Annotated in this window: 13 protein-coding genes; 8 read left to right on the top strand and 5 right to left on the bottom strand. The window is 60.6% G+C overall.

Annotated elements, in window-relative coordinates:
• Nucleotides 1–98 precede the first annotated feature (98 nt).
• Nucleotides 99–1,388 (top strand): sulfite dehydrogenase, encoded by a 1,290-nt coding sequence (soxC, locus tag NKJ94_RS18245; protein ID WP_352526908.1) that lies wholly within the window; start codon nucleotides 99–101, stop codon nucleotides 1,386–1,388.
• On the top strand, nucleotides 1,375–1,914 hold the full coding sequence (locus tag NKJ94_RS18240; protein WP_352526907.1) for a c-type cytochrome: 540 nt from the start codon (nucleotides 1,375–1,377) through the stop codon (nucleotides 1,912–1,914). The genes soxC and NKJ94_RS18240 overlap by 14 nt, the downstream gene beginning before the upstream one ends.
• A 24-nt stretch (nucleotides 1,915–1,938) precedes the next feature.
• Here NKJ94_RS18240 and NKJ94_RS18235 read toward each other — a convergent pair whose 3' ends face one another.
• Complete coding sequence (locus NKJ94_RS18235) at nucleotides 1,939–2,346, bottom strand: cupin domain-containing protein (protein ID WP_352526906.1); 408 nt, start codon at nucleotides 2,344–2,346, stop codon at nucleotides 1,939–1,941.
• Between the two features lie 531 nt (nucleotides 2,347–2,877).
• Between NKJ94_RS18235 and NKJ94_RS18230 the strand changes: the two genes are divergently transcribed.
• Genes NKJ94_RS18230 through NKJ94_RS18220 form a run of 3 tightly spaced genes read left to right on the top strand, consistent with a single transcriptional unit; the run spans nucleotide 2,878 to nucleotide 6,560 of the window.
• Entirely contained in the window at nucleotides 2,878–3,450 is a 573-nt protein-coding gene (locus NKJ94_RS18230) for a 2Fe-2S iron-sulfur cluster-binding protein (protein ID WP_352526905.1), read from the top strand.
• Nucleotides 3,447–4,430: an FAD binding domain-containing protein gene (locus NKJ94_RS18225; RefSeq protein WP_352526904.1), complete on the top strand. Its 984-nt coding sequence runs from the start codon at nucleotides 3,447–3,449 to the stop codon at nucleotides 4,428–4,430. Before NKJ94_RS18230 ends, NKJ94_RS18225 begins: the two co-directional genes overlap by 4 nt.
• A gap of 12 nt (nucleotides 4,431–4,442) precedes the next feature.
• Nucleotides 4,443–6,560, top strand: coding sequence for a xanthine dehydrogenase family protein molybdopterin-binding subunit (locus tag NKJ94_RS18220; RefSeq protein WP_352526903.1), 2,118 nt, complete (start codon nucleotides 4,443–4,445; stop codon nucleotides 6,558–6,560).
• Between the two features lie 266 nt (nucleotides 6,561–6,826).
• Here NKJ94_RS18220 and NKJ94_RS18215 read toward each other — a convergent pair whose 3' ends face one another.
• From NKJ94_RS18215 to NKJ94_RS18200, 4 genes are all read right to left on the bottom strand, one after another.
• Nucleotides 6,827–7,354, bottom strand: coding sequence for a BA14K family protein (locus NKJ94_RS18215; protein ID WP_352526902.1), 528 nt, complete (start codon nucleotides 7,352–7,354; stop codon nucleotides 6,827–6,829).
• A 296-nt stretch (nucleotides 7,355–7,650) separates the two neighbouring features.
• The gene (locus NKJ94_RS18210; RefSeq protein WP_352526901.1) at nucleotides 7,651–8,172 is read right to left on the bottom strand and encodes a c-type cytochrome; all 522 of its coding nucleotides are present in this window, start codon (nucleotides 8,170–8,172) and stop codon (nucleotides 7,651–7,653) included.
• An 87-nt stretch (nucleotides 8,173–8,259) separates the two neighbouring features.
• Nucleotides 8,260–11,367: an efflux RND transporter permease subunit gene (locus NKJ94_RS18205; RefSeq protein WP_352526900.1), complete on the bottom strand. Its 3,108-nt coding sequence runs from the start codon at nucleotides 11,365–11,367 to the stop codon at nucleotides 8,260–8,262.
• Nucleotides 11,364–12,536: an efflux RND transporter periplasmic adaptor subunit gene (locus NKJ94_RS18200; protein ID WP_352526899.1), complete on the bottom strand. Its 1,173-nt coding sequence runs from the start codon at nucleotides 12,534–12,536 to the stop codon at nucleotides 11,364–11,366. Before NKJ94_RS18200 ends, NKJ94_RS18205 begins: the two co-directional genes overlap by 4 nt.
• Here NKJ94_RS18200 and NKJ94_RS18195 point away from each other — a divergent pair.
• The 3 genes from NKJ94_RS18195 to NKJ94_RS18185 all read left to right on the top strand — a co-directional run bounded on the left by NKJ94_RS18195 (nucleotide 12,529) and on the right by NKJ94_RS18185 (nucleotide 16,865).
• Entirely contained in the window at nucleotides 12,529–13,371 is an 843-nt protein-coding gene (locus NKJ94_RS18195; protein WP_352526898.1) for a hypothetical protein, read from the top strand. The two genes, NKJ94_RS18200 and NKJ94_RS18195, sit on opposite strands and share 8 nt — an antisense overlap.
• A gap of 588 nt (nucleotides 13,372–13,959) precedes the next feature.
• Entirely contained in the window at nucleotides 13,960–15,282 is a 1,323-nt protein-coding gene (locus tag NKJ94_RS18190; protein ID WP_352526897.1) for an HlyD family secretion protein, read from the top strand.
• Nucleotides 15,279–16,865, top strand: coding sequence for a DHA2 family efflux MFS transporter permease subunit (locus NKJ94_RS18185; protein ID WP_352526896.1), 1,587 nt, complete (start codon nucleotides 15,279–15,281; stop codon nucleotides 16,863–16,865). The genes NKJ94_RS18190 and NKJ94_RS18185 overlap by 4 nt, the downstream gene beginning before the upstream one ends.

The raw sequence follows: 16,865 nt of genomic DNA, 5'->3' as shown, positions 1-16,865 counted from the left end.
AATAACGGCTGGTCAACGTCTTGCTGACCGATGATGTCCCGTTCCGATGTCCCGTTTGCGGTGCTTTATCGTCGCTGTGTTCGAATGGAGGAGACGCGATGACCGTGCCAACCGACGTCGACAATGATCTTGGCCTGACATCACGCCGGCGGTTTCTGCGCGAAGGTGGTGCGTTGCTGGGCGGAGCCGTCGTCGCGGGCAGCCTCGCGGGCAACGAAGCGCTGGCCGCAAGCGATAGTGCTGACAATCTGCCGCCCAACATTCCGGAATGGATGAAGACGCCCGGCGACCCGATGGGAAGCCAGCCCTATGGAACGCCTTCGCCGTTCGAGAAGGGCGTTATCAAGAATATCCCGAAGAATCTGCCGCAATATCTGTCCGCATCGGGACGGACGCCGCTGCAGGATCTCGATGGCATCATCACGCCAAACGGACTGTTCTACGAACGCCATCATAGCGGGGTGCCCACGATTGATCCGGCGCAGCATCGACTGATGCTGCATGGCTTGGTGGACAAGCCTCTGATCTTCACCATGGATGACATCCGGCGCTTCCCTTCGGAATCGCATATCTATTTTCTCGAATGCTCCGGCAATCCCTCCTACAAGAAACCCTACGGCAAGACGGCATCCGACCTTGTCGGTCTCGTGAGTTGCGCCGAATGGACCGGAGTCAGCCTGAAGGTCGTTCTGCAGGAAGCAGGACTGCAGCCAGGCGCGAAATGGGTCGTTGCTGAAGGCGCGGATGCAGCAGCGATGACACGCAGCATTCCGATCGAAAAATGTCTCGGCGACGCGATGCTGATCTACAGCCAGAACGGCGAGCGCCTACGCCCGCAGCAAGGCTATCCGCTGCGGCTTCTGCTGCCGGGTTTTGAGGGCAACATGAGCATAAAGTGGCTGCGCCGTCTGCACGTCACTGCGGAACCGACTTACTCACGCGAAGAAACATCCAAATACACCGACCTGATGCCAGACGGATCGGCACGTGACTTCACGTTCTACATGGAAGCCAAGTCCATCATCACGCGGCCCTCGGGTGGCCAACGGCTGAGCGCACCGGGTTTTCACGAGATCAGCGGTATCGCCTGGAGCGGACATGGCAAGGTCAAGCGGGTAGAGGTTTCGGTCGATGACGGCAAGAGCTGGCAAGACGCCCAGCTGCAGGAGCCGGTGCTGACGCGGGCGCTGACGCGCTTCAGGCTTCCCTGGCAATGGGGCGGTGGACCGGCCGTGATTCAAAGCCGAGCAACAGACGAGACGGGTTACGTCCAGCCGACATTGGCCGAGCTTCTCGCCGTGCGTGGCGACAATTATTATTACCACAACAACGCCATTTGGCCGTGGCGCATCGCAGCGGATGGCGAGGTGTCCAATGGCAACGCGTGAGTTTTGTATCGCGGTGCTCGCCGTGCTTGGGCTGGCATTCGTTGTGCGCGCTCAGGCGCAAGGCCCCTACGGCATCGGTCGATCAGCAACGTCGGCTGAGATTGCGGGCTGGAACATCGATATCGATCGCGACGGCAAAAACCTTCCGCCGGGAAGTGGCAGTGTCAGTCAAGGCCGTATGGTGTTCGATCAGCAATGCGCGTCCTGTCATGGCGCGAAGGGCGAGGGCGGGCTTGGCGACAAATTGGTCGGCGGGAAAGGCACGCTGGCGACGCCAAATCCGGTCAAAACCGTTGGCAGCTATTGGCCGTACGCCCCGACATTGTTCGACTACATCCGCCGCGCGATGCCGCTGACGGCGCCGCAATCGCTGAGCGACGAGGATGTCTACGCGGTCTCCGCCTACATCCTCAATCTGAACGGACTGCTTCCGGCGGATGCAACGCTCGACGCCAAGACACTGAGCGCGATCGAGATGCCGAACCGGAGCATGTTCGTCGGCGATCCCCGTCCCGACGTGCCGTGACGTGTCTCGCACGAAGCGTAACCGTCATGGCCACGTATGATTAGGGAGGTTCACCACGATTGGCGTTGGGGTGCTCCTGACGACCACCCAGTGAAAAGGCTCCGAATCCGATGGATTGATCTCCATGTGTGGCAGGAATGCAGGCACATGAATGAAATCGCCGGCTTTCGCGCTCGCGGCGTATTCTCCCCTCACGCCCCAGCGGACTTTGCAGGTGCCCGATAAGACATAGGCAATCGTCTGCTGCTCTCCATGATGGTGGATGCCTGTACTGGCTCCAGGCATGACCTCGAACAGCCCGCCCCATATCGCCGATTCGATGCCGAGCTGCGGCGCGACCGCGGCCAGGCGAACGGAGCCAGGCGTCTGTGCCGTGCCCGCGTCGAAAGTGGTCGGGCTGATAATACGAATTGAGGGATATTCCGTCACCATGTCTATGGATGGCTCCTTGTCGGTGGTGAAAGGCGGCCTCAGTTCGAGGCATGGTTGCCGCTGGATTCAGCAGCGGGCCTCGCGGCGCGCTGCCATCCATCAATCGCGTTGAGCGCAGGCATACAGCTTTGCTCGCAGCCATCTTCCTGTGATCCTATCAAAGCTGTTTTGCTTGTCCGAAATTGCTGGCTCTGCTTTTCGCTTGCGCCTTTTGCGATAGCAGCGTGCAGCGGCGCGTTCGAAGCGATATCGCAGCGCGGCTGCGGTACCTTCCTCGGCGCTTGTGAAGAGCGCGCTCTCATCGTTCCTCAAAGGCCTCACCGACGGATACGCAAAGCTCCAGTCCGACGAAAGTTTCCTGAAATCAACGCAAGACCGGGCCATATCGCGCAAAAATGCGCGATTTCATTTTCGGTCAAACGGGTACGTCCTCATCCGCATCCAGTCGGAGACACTGCCATGGAAAGAGAACTCACTCCTCGCTCATCCATATCCCGGCGGCGGTTTCTTGGGACAGCCGGGGTTACGACCATGGTGCTGGCTTCGCCGCCAGCATTTGCCGAGGCGACCGCAGAACCCTCATCGTTGCCGAAAGAGAATGTCAGATTGAGCGTCAACGGGCGGCAGCACGCCCTCGATCTCGACCCCCGCACGACGTTGCTCGATACGCTGCGCGAGCACCTCGCCTTGACCGGCACGAAGAAAGGCTGCGACCAAGGACAGTGCGGCGCCTGCACGATAATCGTCAACGGACAGCGCATCAACAGCTGCCTGACGCTTGCGGTTATGCACGACGGCGATGAGATCACCACCATCGAGGGTCTGGTAGAGGACGGCGATCTCCATCCGATGCAGGCCGCCTTTGTGCGCCATGATGGATTGCAATGCGGATACTGTACGCCCGGTCAGATTTGCTCGGCCGTCGCGTTGCTGGCCGAACACAGGGCGGGCTGGCCAAGCCATGTGACAGCGGATGTCGCGACCCGGCCAGCGCTGTCGGATGCCGAGATCGCCGAGCGGATGAGCGGCAATATCTGCCGGTGCTCAGCCTATCCCAACATTGTTGCAGCAATCCGCGACGTGAACGAGGGAGGCCGCGGATGAAGCCGTTCCGCTACGAACGGGCAAGCGGGGTCGCTTCCGCCTGTGCCACTGCAGCCGCACCGGGAGCCAAGTTTATCGCCGGTGGCACCAACCTCATCGATCTCATGAAGCTGCAGATTGAGACGCCTGAACTGCTGGTCGACATCGGTCTGCTGCCGCTCGCCGACATCATCGAAAGCACGGGGGAGGGTGGCCTGCGCATCGGCGCGGGGGTCACGAACAGCGCGCTTGCCGCCGACATGCGCGTCCGCCGCCTCTATCCGCTGCTGTCGCAGGCGATCCTGGCGGGCGCCTCGACGCAGCTTCGCAACAAGGCCACGACCGGTGGGAATCTGCTCCAGCGTACGCGATGCCCCTACTTCTATGACACCACTAAACCGTGCAACAAACGTGTGCCGGGGTCCGGATGTGCGGCGCTGCACGGCATCAACCGGATGAACGCCGTGATGGGCGTGAGCGACGACTGCATCGCCGCGCATCCGTCAGATATGGCGGTCGCCATGACGGCACTCGATGCGCGGGTGGAGACCGTCGCTGCTGATTGCGCAATTCGGACCATCCCGATCGACGCGCTCTATCGAGCGCCCGGCAGCACGCCCCATATTGAAACGGTTCTGGCACCGGGTGAGATGATCCGGTCGGTGCTCCTGCCGCCGCCGCCGAAGGGTCGTCAAGTCTATCGCAAGGTCCGCGATCGCGCCTCCTTCGCGTTCGCGCTCGTTTCGGTCGCTGTCGTCGTAGAGCGCGAGGGTGACAGGGTGCGCGCCGCGCGCGTCGCGTTCGGCGGCCTGTCCTACAAGCCATGGCGATCGGCGGAAGCCGAAGCCTCGCTGGACGGCGCCTCGGCGACTCGAGCGTCTTTTGATGCCGCCGGCATAGCCGCGCTCAAAAATGCGCGTGGCTATGGCCACAACGACTTCAAGATCCCGCTCGCACGCCGAACGCTGCGGGCCACACTGGCCGACGCTGTCGGCGCCTGAGGAGAAGCGAGCATGGCCGAAAGCAAGCACGCCGACGTAATCGGGCTTCCTCTCGATCGCATCGATGGGCGACTGAAGGTAACTGGCCGGGCCACCTATGCCTTTGAGTACGCGGCGCAAGGAAGCGCCGCCCACGGCGTGATCGTGAGCGCATCGATCGGCAAGGGCCGCATCGCGGGAATCGATGCGCGCGATGCACAACGCTTGCCGGGCGTGCTGCTCGTGCTCACCAAGGACAATGCGCCGGCCCAGGCGCCCTGGGGTCCGGTCGATCTGCCGGACCGCTTTGCGCGGGCAGAGCCCGCGCTCAACACCGACGAGGTGCTCTATTTCGGCTTTCCTGTCGCCTTCGTGGTCGCCGAAACGTTCGAGCAGGCCAGCGCGGCCGCCGCGATGGTCCGCATCCGGTACAATCCAATACCGGGTGACTATGACCTGCATGCCGCGGGTCCTGCCGCCGAAAACCCCGGCCGGATCGACGGCAATGCTCCCGCCGACAGTGCCACGGGTGATTTCGAATCCGCCTTTGCCAACGCACAGGTGCGGATCGACGCAAAGTACACAACGCCCTATCAGCATCAGGCTCCGATGGAGCCACATGCGACAATGGCGGCATGGGAGGGCGAGATGTTGACGGTGCACACCTCCGCGCAGTTGACGGCGAGTCCGCAGGAAGGTCTCGCCCGAACGTTCAAAATCCCCAAGGAGGATGTCCGTATCATCACCCGTTATGTCGGCGGCGGTTTCGGCAGCAAGTTACCGTACTATGTGGACGCGACCCTCGCCGCGATCGGCGCCCGCACGCTTGGTCGACCGGTGAAGGTGGCAATGACACGCCCGCAGCTCTTCCATACCACGACACACCGCACGGCATCCGAGCAGCACATACGACTGGGCGCGGACCGCGATGGCCGGCTGACCGCGTACGGCCAGGAAGCACTGGTACATTGCGCGCGCTTCGACCAGTTCACCGAGCCGGTCGTCGACGCGGCCCGCAGGCTTTATGCCGCGCCCAACCGGCTGACCCGGCATCGCCGCGCAAAGCTCGATCTGCCGCGTTCGGATTCGATGCGCGCCCCGGGCGAGGCGATCGGCCTGCTGGGGCTCGAATGCGCGATGGACGAGCTGGCGGACGCCCTCGGCCTCGATCCGGTCGAGTTGCGCTTGCGCAATGACACACAGAGCGATCCTGAGCAGGATCGGCCGTTCGCCTCGCGTCATCTCGCAGAGGCGTTGCGTGAGGGCGCTGCCCGCTTCGGCTGGGACAAGCGCGTCGCAAAGCCGGCCAGCGTTCGCGACGGGCCCTGGTTTGTCGGCCTCGGCGTCGCCTCGGCGATCCGCGGCGACGTGCTGCAGAGCGCGACGGCGCGGGCGCGGCTGGAGAGCGACGGCCGGCTGACCATCGAGCTGGCGATGACTGACATCGGCACCGGCTCCTACACGATCCTGACGCAGATTGCCGCCGACACGATGGATATGCCGGTCGACCGTGTTGCGGTTCGCCTTGGTGACACTCGCTTTCCGCCCACCGCCGGCTCGGGCGGCTCTTTTGGGGCGGCGACGTCCGGTTCCGCGGTTCTTGCGGCCTGCCGCAAACTCAAGGCCGGGCGCGCCTCCGGAACGACGGAAGCCTTGGGGTCGGTCACGCCCGCCGATCTCGACGAGGCGTATTCGCACGCCGGCTTCGGCGCGCATTTCGCGGAAGTCGGCGTCGATCGGGACACCGGTGAGGTGCGCGTCCGACGCATGCTCGGCGTGTTCGCGGCCGGCCGCATCCTCAATGCAAAGACCGCCCGCTCGCAGATGATCGGCGGCATGACCTGGGGCATCGGCTCGGCGCTGCTCGAGGAAAACCATGTCGACTTGCGCTTCGGCTCCTTCATCAACCAAGACCTGGCCAACTACCATGTCGCGGTAAACGCCGATGTCGGCGCGATGGACGTGGTGTTTCTGGATGAGGCCGATCCGCACGGCAGTCCCCTCGGCAGCAAGGGCGTCGGCGAACTGGGCATTTGCGGCGCCGGAGCCGCGATCATGAACGCCATTCATAACGCTACCGGCGCACGTATCCGCGACTTTCCCGCCACCTCGGACAAGTTGCTGGCCACACTCGAAAAGCTTGACCCCTAGCTCTACAAGGCAAAGTCCTCTTCAAACGTCTGGTCTCGGCTGCTTGCGCAGTTGCCGGGTGGCGGCACGGCAGTGAGCGCCGGCCTGGATGTGGCGCTGGAACCGTTACCTTTCTGTGTTGATCGCTGGTGCCGGCCGCTTTCGGGTGGTGTCGCGATGCGACACGTCTCACCCCGCTCTCATTCCAACATGTCGATCGAGTCACACCCGGTCGATACCACAGGGATCCGGTCCCCACTGGTCTGTGGAGCCCGGATCCGAAAGGCTCAGTGTCGCGAGCAGTAGTGACGATGTCCGTCATATCCAAGATATGTCCCGGTGGCGGGATTGTACGAATGGTACCGCGCCTCGCAGGAAGTGACATTAGCGTCGTCATTTGCGGCATAGTTCCCATAGTAAGGATAGTAGTCAGGACCCCAATCGTCCCACCACCCCCCAACGCCGCCATAACCGCGACCGAAGCCACGATCGCCGAAGCCATGATCGCCACCGCCGAAGCCGCCGCCGTGGCCACCACCACCGCCGCGGGCCATCGATTCTGACACCGAACCAATCGCCAGCACTGCGCCCAAAGCGATCGTCGTTAAGATTAATGTTGATTTTCGCATAATAAACTCCATCAAGGATGGCTTTTTCAAAGTGTATGAAAAGCGCGCCTTTGATATATTTCGAGCAAATCTATTCAGCGATGGAACGAAAGTATTTAATCGGCATAAATTTTGATACTTTAAGTTATACCTCCGTCTTAATGGGCGCGTAATCTTACGGAGATGGAAAGGATGGGCAAGAATCATTCTTGGGGTAGCCGCGGCAACGACACTTGGCAGATACCGATATTCCGCCGCGGCGGGCGCCGATGTAGAGGACCGAAGCCGAAGTTGCCACGAATAGGTTGGCTTTCGCGACGCCGAGGACGACGAACGCTCCTCAATCGCCGCGAATTTCCTGAAGTGCCATGCCGAGCGCGGGCCGGCCTGTTACATTTGCCACGCTGCTGCTCCTCAATCCAAAACTGGCGTCGTCAGGCTGAGGGGCAGAATGCGCCGATGGCCCTGGCTGGTGTTTCGCTTCCGTCGCGGACGGACGCCGGTTAGTGTGCCCCTTCTCCGGGCTTTACCTCTGCCGTGCTCAGCGCGTCGAATGCGTCCGCCGAGATGCCCCGAGAATGGTGAAGGAACGCCGCGAGCGCCCAGATGCTTTGATCCGGAATCTGATCGCCCCAAGCAGGCATTGCTGTTCCGGGAATGCCATTCTTGATCTTCGGGAAGACCTCGGCGGGATCGTTCCGCCGGCCGGCGAGCAACAAGTTCGGAGGCGCCGGGGTCATCCCCTGGACGGTCGCGGCAAGGCCTGGAGCTCCATGGCATTGGACGCAGTTCTCCCGAAACAGGTGCGCTCCAGCCTGCTCCGCCGCCGGCGTCTCGATATTTGCAGGGACCTCCACCCGTGCGGCGGCTGTAGCAGCGACGGTGCATGGCATTGCCGTTTGCGGGGCGCAGGCGGCGCTCATGGCGATCGGCACCAGCGGGGAAGCGTCAGACCCGCTCATGTAAAGGAAAAGCAGGCTTCCAGCAGGAATCGCAACGACAGCGATGCCGAGCGCCTGGGTCAAACGAGCCAACATCTGGAACTCCTCAACTTGATGTCTTGTGGCGGCATCTGTCGGCCTCGGCACCGGCAGTCATGAGCGAGACGGCATTCATTCGCCGGGGGTTTCAATGGGCATCACCCGCCTACCGCGCATGCCGCCCAGGAACCTGCCCAGCCGATCAAGATAGAGGTAGACCACCGGCGTCGTATAAAGCGTCAGCACTTGCGAGAGCACCAACCCCCCCACGATGGTGTAGCCGAGCGGCTGGCGGATTTCCGATCCGGCGCCGGTGCCCAGCATCATCGGCACGCCGCCTAGAATCGCCGCCATGGTGGTCATCAGGATCGGCCTGAAACGTATGGTGCAAGCCCGGTAGATCGACTCCTGTGGACTCAGATCTTCGTTCCTCTCGACCTCGAGCGCAAAGTCGACGAGCATGATGCCGTTCTTCTTGACGATGCCGATCAGCAGGATAACGCCGATCATCGCTATCACGCTGAAGTCCATATGGACCGCCATCAGCAACAACAAGGCGCCGATGGCGGCCGAAGGCAGCGTCGAAAGAATGGTAATCGGATGGATTATACTCTCGTACAACACTCCGAGGATGATGTAGATTACCACCAGCGCCACCCCGATCAGGATTGGTGTGCCTGACAGCGCCGACTGAAAGGCCTGCGCGTTGCCCTGGAAGCTGGTTGCAAGCGAAGCGGGCTTTCCGGCATCGCGTTCGAACTGCTGGATAGCGGCGACCGCATTTCCGAGCGCCACGCCCGGTTTCAGATTGAAGGAGATCGTGACCGCCGGGAACATGCCTTGATGATTGATCACGATCGGCGCAGCCTTGGTCACGCTGGTCACCAGGGCGCTTAACGGCACCTGCTGCCCTGACGAGGAATTCAGATAGATATCCTTCAGCGCTTCGGGACCGTACTGGAATTCCGGGCTGACCTCGAGAACGACGTGATACTGGTTGAGCTGAGTGAACATTGTGGAGACGATGCGCTGGCCGAAGGCATCGTCGAGCGTGTTGTCGATCGTCGACGGGAGGATTCCGAAACTCGACGCGACTTCGCGATTGACGGTCACATCGAGCAGTGGTCCTGCATTCTCCTGGTCGGTGGCCACGTCGATGATTCCCGGCAGACCTTTAAGCTTATCGAGGAAGATCGGCGCCCAATGGTTGAGCTCGTTGGAATCGGCATCGGCCAGAGTGTATTGATACTGCGTCTTCGAAACTCGACCGCCGACGGTGATGTCCTGCGCCGCCTGCATGTAAAGCGCTATGCCTTGGGTCTTGGAGAGTTGGGAAGATAGCCGGTTGATCACCTGATCGGCGCTGACGTCACGTTGGTTGTTGGGCTTCAAGGCAATGTACATCGTCCCTTGATTGAGCGTACTTCCGCCGACTGCTCCTATCGAGGCTCCGACCGAGGCTACCGCCGGATCCTTCAGCACGGTGTCGATTATCGCCTGCTGGCGCTGGGCCATAGCCGGGAACGAGATATCCTGATCGGCCTCGGTGACGCCGATAATCAGACCGGTGTCTTGTTGCGGGAAAAAGCCCTTCGGGATGACAACGTAGAGATAGCCGGTGACGGCAATCGTTCCGAGCATGACGAGCAGCGTAACGAAAGTGTGCCGCAGGACGATCTTCAAGCCCCGTTCATACAATCCAAGCAGCGCGTCGAAGCCGCTTTCGCAAATATAATACAGCCGCCCGTGCCTGACGTTGGCCTCATTCTTGAGCAGACGCGCGCACATCATTGGCGTCAGCGTGAGCGAGATCACCAGCGATAGGATCAGTGAAACGCTCACCGTCACGGCGAATTCCTGGAAGAGTTCGCCGACATAGCCACCCATCAGGAACAGTGGAATGAATACAGCGATCAGCGAAAGCGTAATCGAAACGATGGTGAAGCCGATTTCGCTCGAGCCCTTTAGTGCAGCCTCCATCGGGGTGAGGCCCTCTTCGACGTGGCGGACGATGTTCTCGATCACGACGACTGCATCGTCGACGACGAAGCCGACCGCGATCGACAAGGCCATGAGCGACAGATTGTCGAGGCTGTAACCAAACACATAGAGCACTGCAAAGGTGCCGACGAGCGAAAGGGGCACGGTTATTGCGGGAATGACTGTTGCCCAGAAATTACGCAGAAACAGGAATATCACCATCACCACCAGGGCAACGGTCAGCATCAAGGTGAACTGCACGTCCGAGACCGAGGCACGGATGGTTTGTGTGCGGTCTGAAACGACCGAGACCTTGATGCCGGGCGGGATCGACGCCTGGAGTTGGGGCAACAGAGCCTGAATGCGGCCGACCGTCTCGATCACATTGGCACCGGGCAGGCGCCGGATAGCCATCAAGATGGCGGGTTTCTTGCCGAACCAACCTGCCACAAAGTGGTTCTCCGGCCCGTCGATCGCGGTGCCGATGTCACGGATGCGCACAGGGGAGCCATTGCGATAGGCAATTATGATATCATTGTAAGGGCCAGGTTTGAGCAACTGGTCGTTGGTGTTGAGCGTGAAGGTTTGACGCGGGCTGTTGAGCGTTCCCTTTGCAATATCGACATTGGCCTCGCCGAGCACGTTGCGGACATCTTCAAGCCCGATGCCGCGGGCGGCGGCCGCTTGCGGATTGATCTGCACGCGGATCGCCGGCTTCTGCTGGCCGCCAAGGCCGACAAGACCCACGCCGGAGATTTGCGAGATCTTCGGCAGCAGGATGTTTTCCGCATAGGCATCGACCGTCGTCAGGGGCAGGGTATCGGAGGTCAATGCGAGCACCAGGATCGGTGTGTCCGCCGGATTAACCTTTCGGATGGTCGGCGGATAGGGGATGCCCAGCGGCAAATAGGGGCTGGCGGCATTGATCGCCGACAGCACGTCGACTTCTGCACTGTCGACGCTACGGCTGAGGTCGAACTGAACGGTGAGCTGCGTGCTGCCAAGCGCGCTGGCCGAAGTCAGCTGGGTCACGCCGGGGAGTTGGCTGATCTGTTGCTCGAGCGGGGTGGCTACCGACGACGCCATGGTTTCGGGATCGGCGCCGGGCAGCTGCGCTGATACCTGAATGGTGGGAAAGTTGACGTTCGGCAAGGATGCGACTGGCAGAAGCTGGTAGGTAGCGAGCCCGCACAGCAGCAGGCCCACCATCAGCAGGCCTGTCGCAATCGGCCGGTGAATAAAAGGGGCGGAGATGTTCACGGGATCGCCTGCTGCACTGCGCTTTGCAGGTCGGCTTGTTGAGCGGCTTTGCCGTGCAGCACTTGGACGGGGGTGCCCTGCGCGAGCCTGTACTGTCCGTCGACCACGACGGTTTCGTTCGCCTTGAGACCCGAATCGATGAGAGCTTCTCCCCCGGTCATCTGTGCGACGGTGACGGGCCGCATCTGTGCGGTTCCATCAGGCGCAATGACATAGACGTAGGAGCCGTTCGGACCCTGCTGCACTGCCGACTCGGCGATGGTCAGCCCGCCATTGCGGGTATTGAGAAGCAACCGTGCATTGACGAGCGCACCCGGCCAGAGTTGGTTCCGTGCGTTCGGAAACGTGGCCCGGAGACGGATCGTGCCCGTCGTCTGGACGATCTGGTTGTCGACAAGCAGGAGCTTGCCTTCGTCGAGCTGGGTCTTGTCGTCCTGGCTGTACGCAAGGACCGTAAGCTCCCCCTTGGCCATCTGCTGCTGGATTTGCAGAAGAGTGTCCTCGGGCAGCGTGAAGATCAACGAGATCGGTTGGATCTGCGCAACGTCGACCAGGCCAAAAGTATCGGTCGGGTGGATGATGTTGCCTTCGTCAATCTGCCGGATACCCGTTACGCCGTCGATCGGCGAGGTCAGGCGGGTGTAGCTGAGATTGATCTGTGCGGCCTGTAGCAGAGCCTCGTCTGCCTTGATTGTCGCCTGGAGCTGGATCACTTGTGCCTTCTGCGTGGCTACCAGTTGGGAAGTGGCAAAACCCTTCGCCAGCAGTGGCGTGTAGCGGTCCAGGTTTGCCTGTGCATTGACGAGCTGCGCCTGGTCGCGATCGCGGGTAGCAGTAATCTGATCGATTTGTGCCTGATAGGGATTTGGATCGATCTGTGCCAGCAGATCGCCCTTTTTTACTGTCTGGCCTTGTTTGAATGTGATTTTCGTAATCGGTCCTGAGATCAGGCTGTGCACCACCACGTTGTTGTAGGCGATTACCGTTCCTACCCCACGAAGGTAAATAGGCACATCCTGACTGGCTACTTTTCCGGCAACGACAGGGACCGCCGAGGGAGGAGCGGAGGCCGCCGCAGGCTCGGAAGGATCGTAGATGTGCTTTGCTGCAAGACCAACGCCACCGACTATGATCAGCAGCGCGGCAATAATAAAGGGTCGCTTGCGCATCGAGGGCTCCTACGAGAGACGGCTCTTAAGGGATCGCTTTTTTCAGCAGCCAGATGTCGACAACGTGCTGCTTGTGCCTGTCACACCCGTGCTGACGCAGGACGTGCCTAGTGTACCGACTGTTGGAACGGTCACGCTCGGGCTTGTTACCGGATCGGATATATTGGGTGTTGGAATGCCCGTTATCGAGCTCACTCCCAAATTGCCGAGTTCTGAAGACCCGAGCGGAATCCCAACCGGAGTCCCAACACTCGTGGACGATGTCCCGGACGATGTCCCGGTGGTAGTTGATAGTGTCGCTGTGGTGCTGGAAGCCGACGTGCTCGAGCTTGTCGAGTTGCAGGTGCCCGATGCTGTGGAACCCGTCAAGCTCGCAGACGACATCCCGCTCGTGGACGTGGTTCCGCTCATGCCGCCGCCGTCGAAAGTGGAAGGGGTGGAAGTGCTTCCGGCAACCCCGGAACTTGACGCCAGAACACCTGGTGCCACGACATTGGTACACCCGGAGTTGCTCATGGAACTATTCGCGATTCCCATGGAGCTACCCGCGCTGCCCATGGAGCCAGACGTCGTTGCCGAGCTGAACGTCGTCAAGCCACCAGGATCGAGCTCGACAGCGCCCAAGGGAATACCAACCGGATTAGTACCAACCGGATTGAGGGGCGAACCAACTGCAGAGAGGGGCGAAGTCATTCCTATTGCGGGCGTGGTCGTGCTGACTTGCGCGAAGCTCGGCCCGCTGGACAATAGTGCGATCGCCACGGTGATCAGCAAGCTTGGCATCGCAACATTATGCTCATTTCGCATTGGAACTACCGTCGTCTCGTGTGTCTAGATGTTGGCATAGGTGAAACAACGTCGTAGTATTGCCGCCGCTCCGATCTTATACGCCGCGCGGCCAAGGGTTTTGGGCGCGGACGCAGCACCTAACGGATTTCATCCCTGGATTGGTATCGGGTTCGTCCGAGCAGATAGGGGGATGATGCCAGATGGAGGGGAAGCGCTCTTCCCTAAAGGCGGCTGGATTTCCCTATTCGCACGCCAATCCGAGCATGTGACGGTGGTGTAGCAGCAGTGTCTAATGGAGAACTTCGTTGTTCGCTATGGATTATTCTGGCGCGTCCGAGCAAACGCATCGGCAAGATGAAGTCTCCGCTACAAACCAACGTATGAGCCTTTCAGACTTCTACTTCATTCTCCTATACCTTTGTGGGATGGATCGCATGGTCTCCGGCTCTTTAACGTAAGTAGAAAGAGAGACAGCCAAATTGCCCGAATAACGGATTGATCCTCAGCCCTAGCTCGTGACCGCTGATTCAAGAATGGCAATCCGGCTTCTGCCGAGAGCCTGTCTGCGGTCGCCAGGCGAAAGCGACGACATCGGGAAAACGTCTCAAGGCAGTTCGCATGAAAGAGGCGCCCGATGTCCCAAACGGCCAGGATCAGTCCACTCCCCCAGGCCAATGACGAGTCCAAGGTGCTGACGGCAAGCGCGCCTATCCGCGAGAGCGCGGCAGGCACAAAATCGCTTGTCACCGATGCTCGCGTTCCGAATCGCACTATCTCCATAACCGCCGATAGCCGCCCTGGTGAAGGCGAATCCGACCAGCAAGTGCCTGGTGGCCTGCTGCCCGCTGAGGAGAAGCCTGAGGCGGCTGTCGAAAGTGAGCAGGACACGCGCGGACCAGGCGGTTCAGACACAGGACACCGAGGGCGCAAGCCTGCCGTCTTCATCATCGGTTTCGTTGTCCTGGCTGTTCTTGTCCTCGGCGGGTTCTACTACTGGTATACGAACCTCAACTTGGTGAGCACGGATGACGCCTATACCGATGGGCGGGCTGTCTCCATCGCGCCGCAGGTTTCGGGCCTCGTCGTGTCGCTGGACGTGACCGACAACCAATATGTCCACAAAGGTGATCCGCTGATCCATATCGATCCGCGCTCCTACACGAGCGAGCGGAATCGGGCACTGGGAGCCCTCGACAGCGCCAAGGCGCAAGCTGCGGGGCAGCGGCTTATGGCCGAAATCGCCCGCAAGAATTTCCCCGCTCTGTTCCAACAGGCCCAGGCTCAATTGCTGACGGCACAGGCCAATCTGACCAAGGCCCAGGCCGACTATGACCGACAGAGCACTCTGCCGAAAGCCGCGACAACGCAACAGGAGGTCGACGCCGCGTTGGCCGCGCTGCGCCAAAGCAAAGCGCAAGCTATGCAGGCCGAAGCCCAGGTTCAGCTGAGTTCACCGGTCGAGCAGCACATCGGCCAGAGCGATGCGCAGGTCGAACAACTGAACGGGCAAGTCGAGCAGGCTCAAGCGCAGCTTGATCAAGCAGCGCTCAACCTCTCCTGGACGGTCGTGACGGCGCCGCACGATGGCTGGATAACCCGGCGCAACGTGGAGATGGGCAACTACGTCACGCCCGGGCAGCAGATTTTCTCAATCGTTTCACCGGACGTGTGGATCACAGCCAACTTCAAGGAAAACCAGCTTGATGGTCTGCGGCCCGGCCAGAGCGTGAAGATCGACGTGGATGGCTACCCTCACCTCGACCTGCATGGCCATGTCGACAGTATCCAGATGGGGTCCGGGTCGAAGTTCACCGCCTTCCCACCCGAAAACGCCACCGGCAATTTCGTAAAGATCGTTCAACGCGTGCCGGTCAAGATCGTGATCGACAGCGGGCTCGATCTCAAGGTCCCGCTACCGCTCGGGATATCGGTGGTTCCGATGGTAACGGTTCGATGAGCAACCCTACAGTCGACGACGGCGCGACCTGGAAGCCCCGTTACAATCCCTGGCTCATTGCGGTTTCGGTTACTCTTGCCGCCTTCATGGAAGTCCTCGATACCACGATCGTCAATGTTGCCTTGCCGCACATCGCGGGCAGTCTGTCGGCGAGCAATGACGAGGCGACCTGGGCGCTCACCTCCTACCTGGTAGCAAACGGGATCGTGCTGACCATTTCTGGCTGGCTGAGCAATTTTTTCGGGCGCAAACGTTACTTTCTGATCTGCATCACCATGTTCACGGTCTTCTCGTTCTTGTGCGGAACGTCGACCAGCCTGGGCGAACTGATCGTTTTCCGGTTGCTGCAGGGTTTCTTCGGCGGCGGCCTGCAACCAAACCAGCAGTCGATCATCCTGGATACGTTTCCGCCGGCCAGGCGTGCGGCCGCATTCGGCGTCACGGCGATCGCCACCGTCGTCGCCCCGGTCCTTGGTCCGACACTGGGCGGCATCATCACCGATCAGTCGACCTGGCGCTGGATTTTCTTCATCAATGTACCCGTCGGCATCCTCGCGGTTGTTTTGAATTCGATACTCGTCGAGGATCCGCCGTGGGTGAAAAACAGGAAGAGCCGGGGGCTCGACTATGTTGGCCTGTCACTCATCACGCTTGGTCTCGGATCCCTGCAGATCATGATGGATCGCGGCACAGACGACGACTGGTTCGGTTCGTCCTTCATCGTGTTCATGGCGCTTCTCGCCTTCCTGGGGATCGCGGGCGCGATCGGCTGGCTGCTGATTGCCAGGAAACCGATCGTCAATCTCGACGTGTTCAAGGATAGGAATTTCGCCGCCGGCTGCGCGATGATCGCGGCGATGGGCAGCATACTCTATGCCAGCGCCGTCGTGATTCCGCAGCTCGCGCAACAGGTTCTCGACTATACCGCAACCTGGGCGGGGCTCATTCTTTCTCCGGGCGGCATTATCGTCATCGTCCTCATTCCATTGGTTGGCCGTCTCATGACAATCGTCCAGACGCGGTTCGTCGTGGCAGCCGGTTTTTTTGTGATGGGATGCGCGCTCTTCTTCTCGAGCCATCTGGCACCAAACATCGATTTCCCGACGTTCGTGTTGATGCGTAGCTGGCAGGCTGCCGCGCTCGCGTTTCTGTTCGTACCGATCAGCACGACCACCTATCTCACTTTGCCGCGCGAACTGAGCGGCGATGCGGCGGCCCTCTTTTCGATGGTCCGCAACGTATCCGGGTCGATAGGGATTTCTGTCGCAACTTCGATGGTCACAGAGCGGAGTCAGATCCGGCAGTCCTATCTGTCGGAATGGGCCTCATCCTTTCACCAACCCTACAATGCGCTGGTGGATCAATACGAACGTGCGTTGATCGCGACCGGGCATGCCGCAGCATCGGTGCATGGCGTCGCGGTAGGAAAGGTCTACCAGACATTTCGGACGCAAGTTGCCGTTCTCGCCTATTCGGACGTCTTTCTGTTCTTCTCCTTCGTCGCGTTCCTCACCGTTCCCTTCTGCTTCCTTCTATCGGGGAAGAGGGCCGCCGGTGGCGTGGGCGCCAGCCACGTGGATTGA

The organism is Mesorhizobium sp. M0060, from assembly GCF_040323155.1.
Lineage (GTDB): Bacteria > Pseudomonadota > Alphaproteobacteria > Rhizobiales > Rhizobiaceae > Mesorhizobium.
Note: the sequence above shows the minus strand (reverse complement) of the source record. Positions and strands in the feature narration are given on the sequence as shown.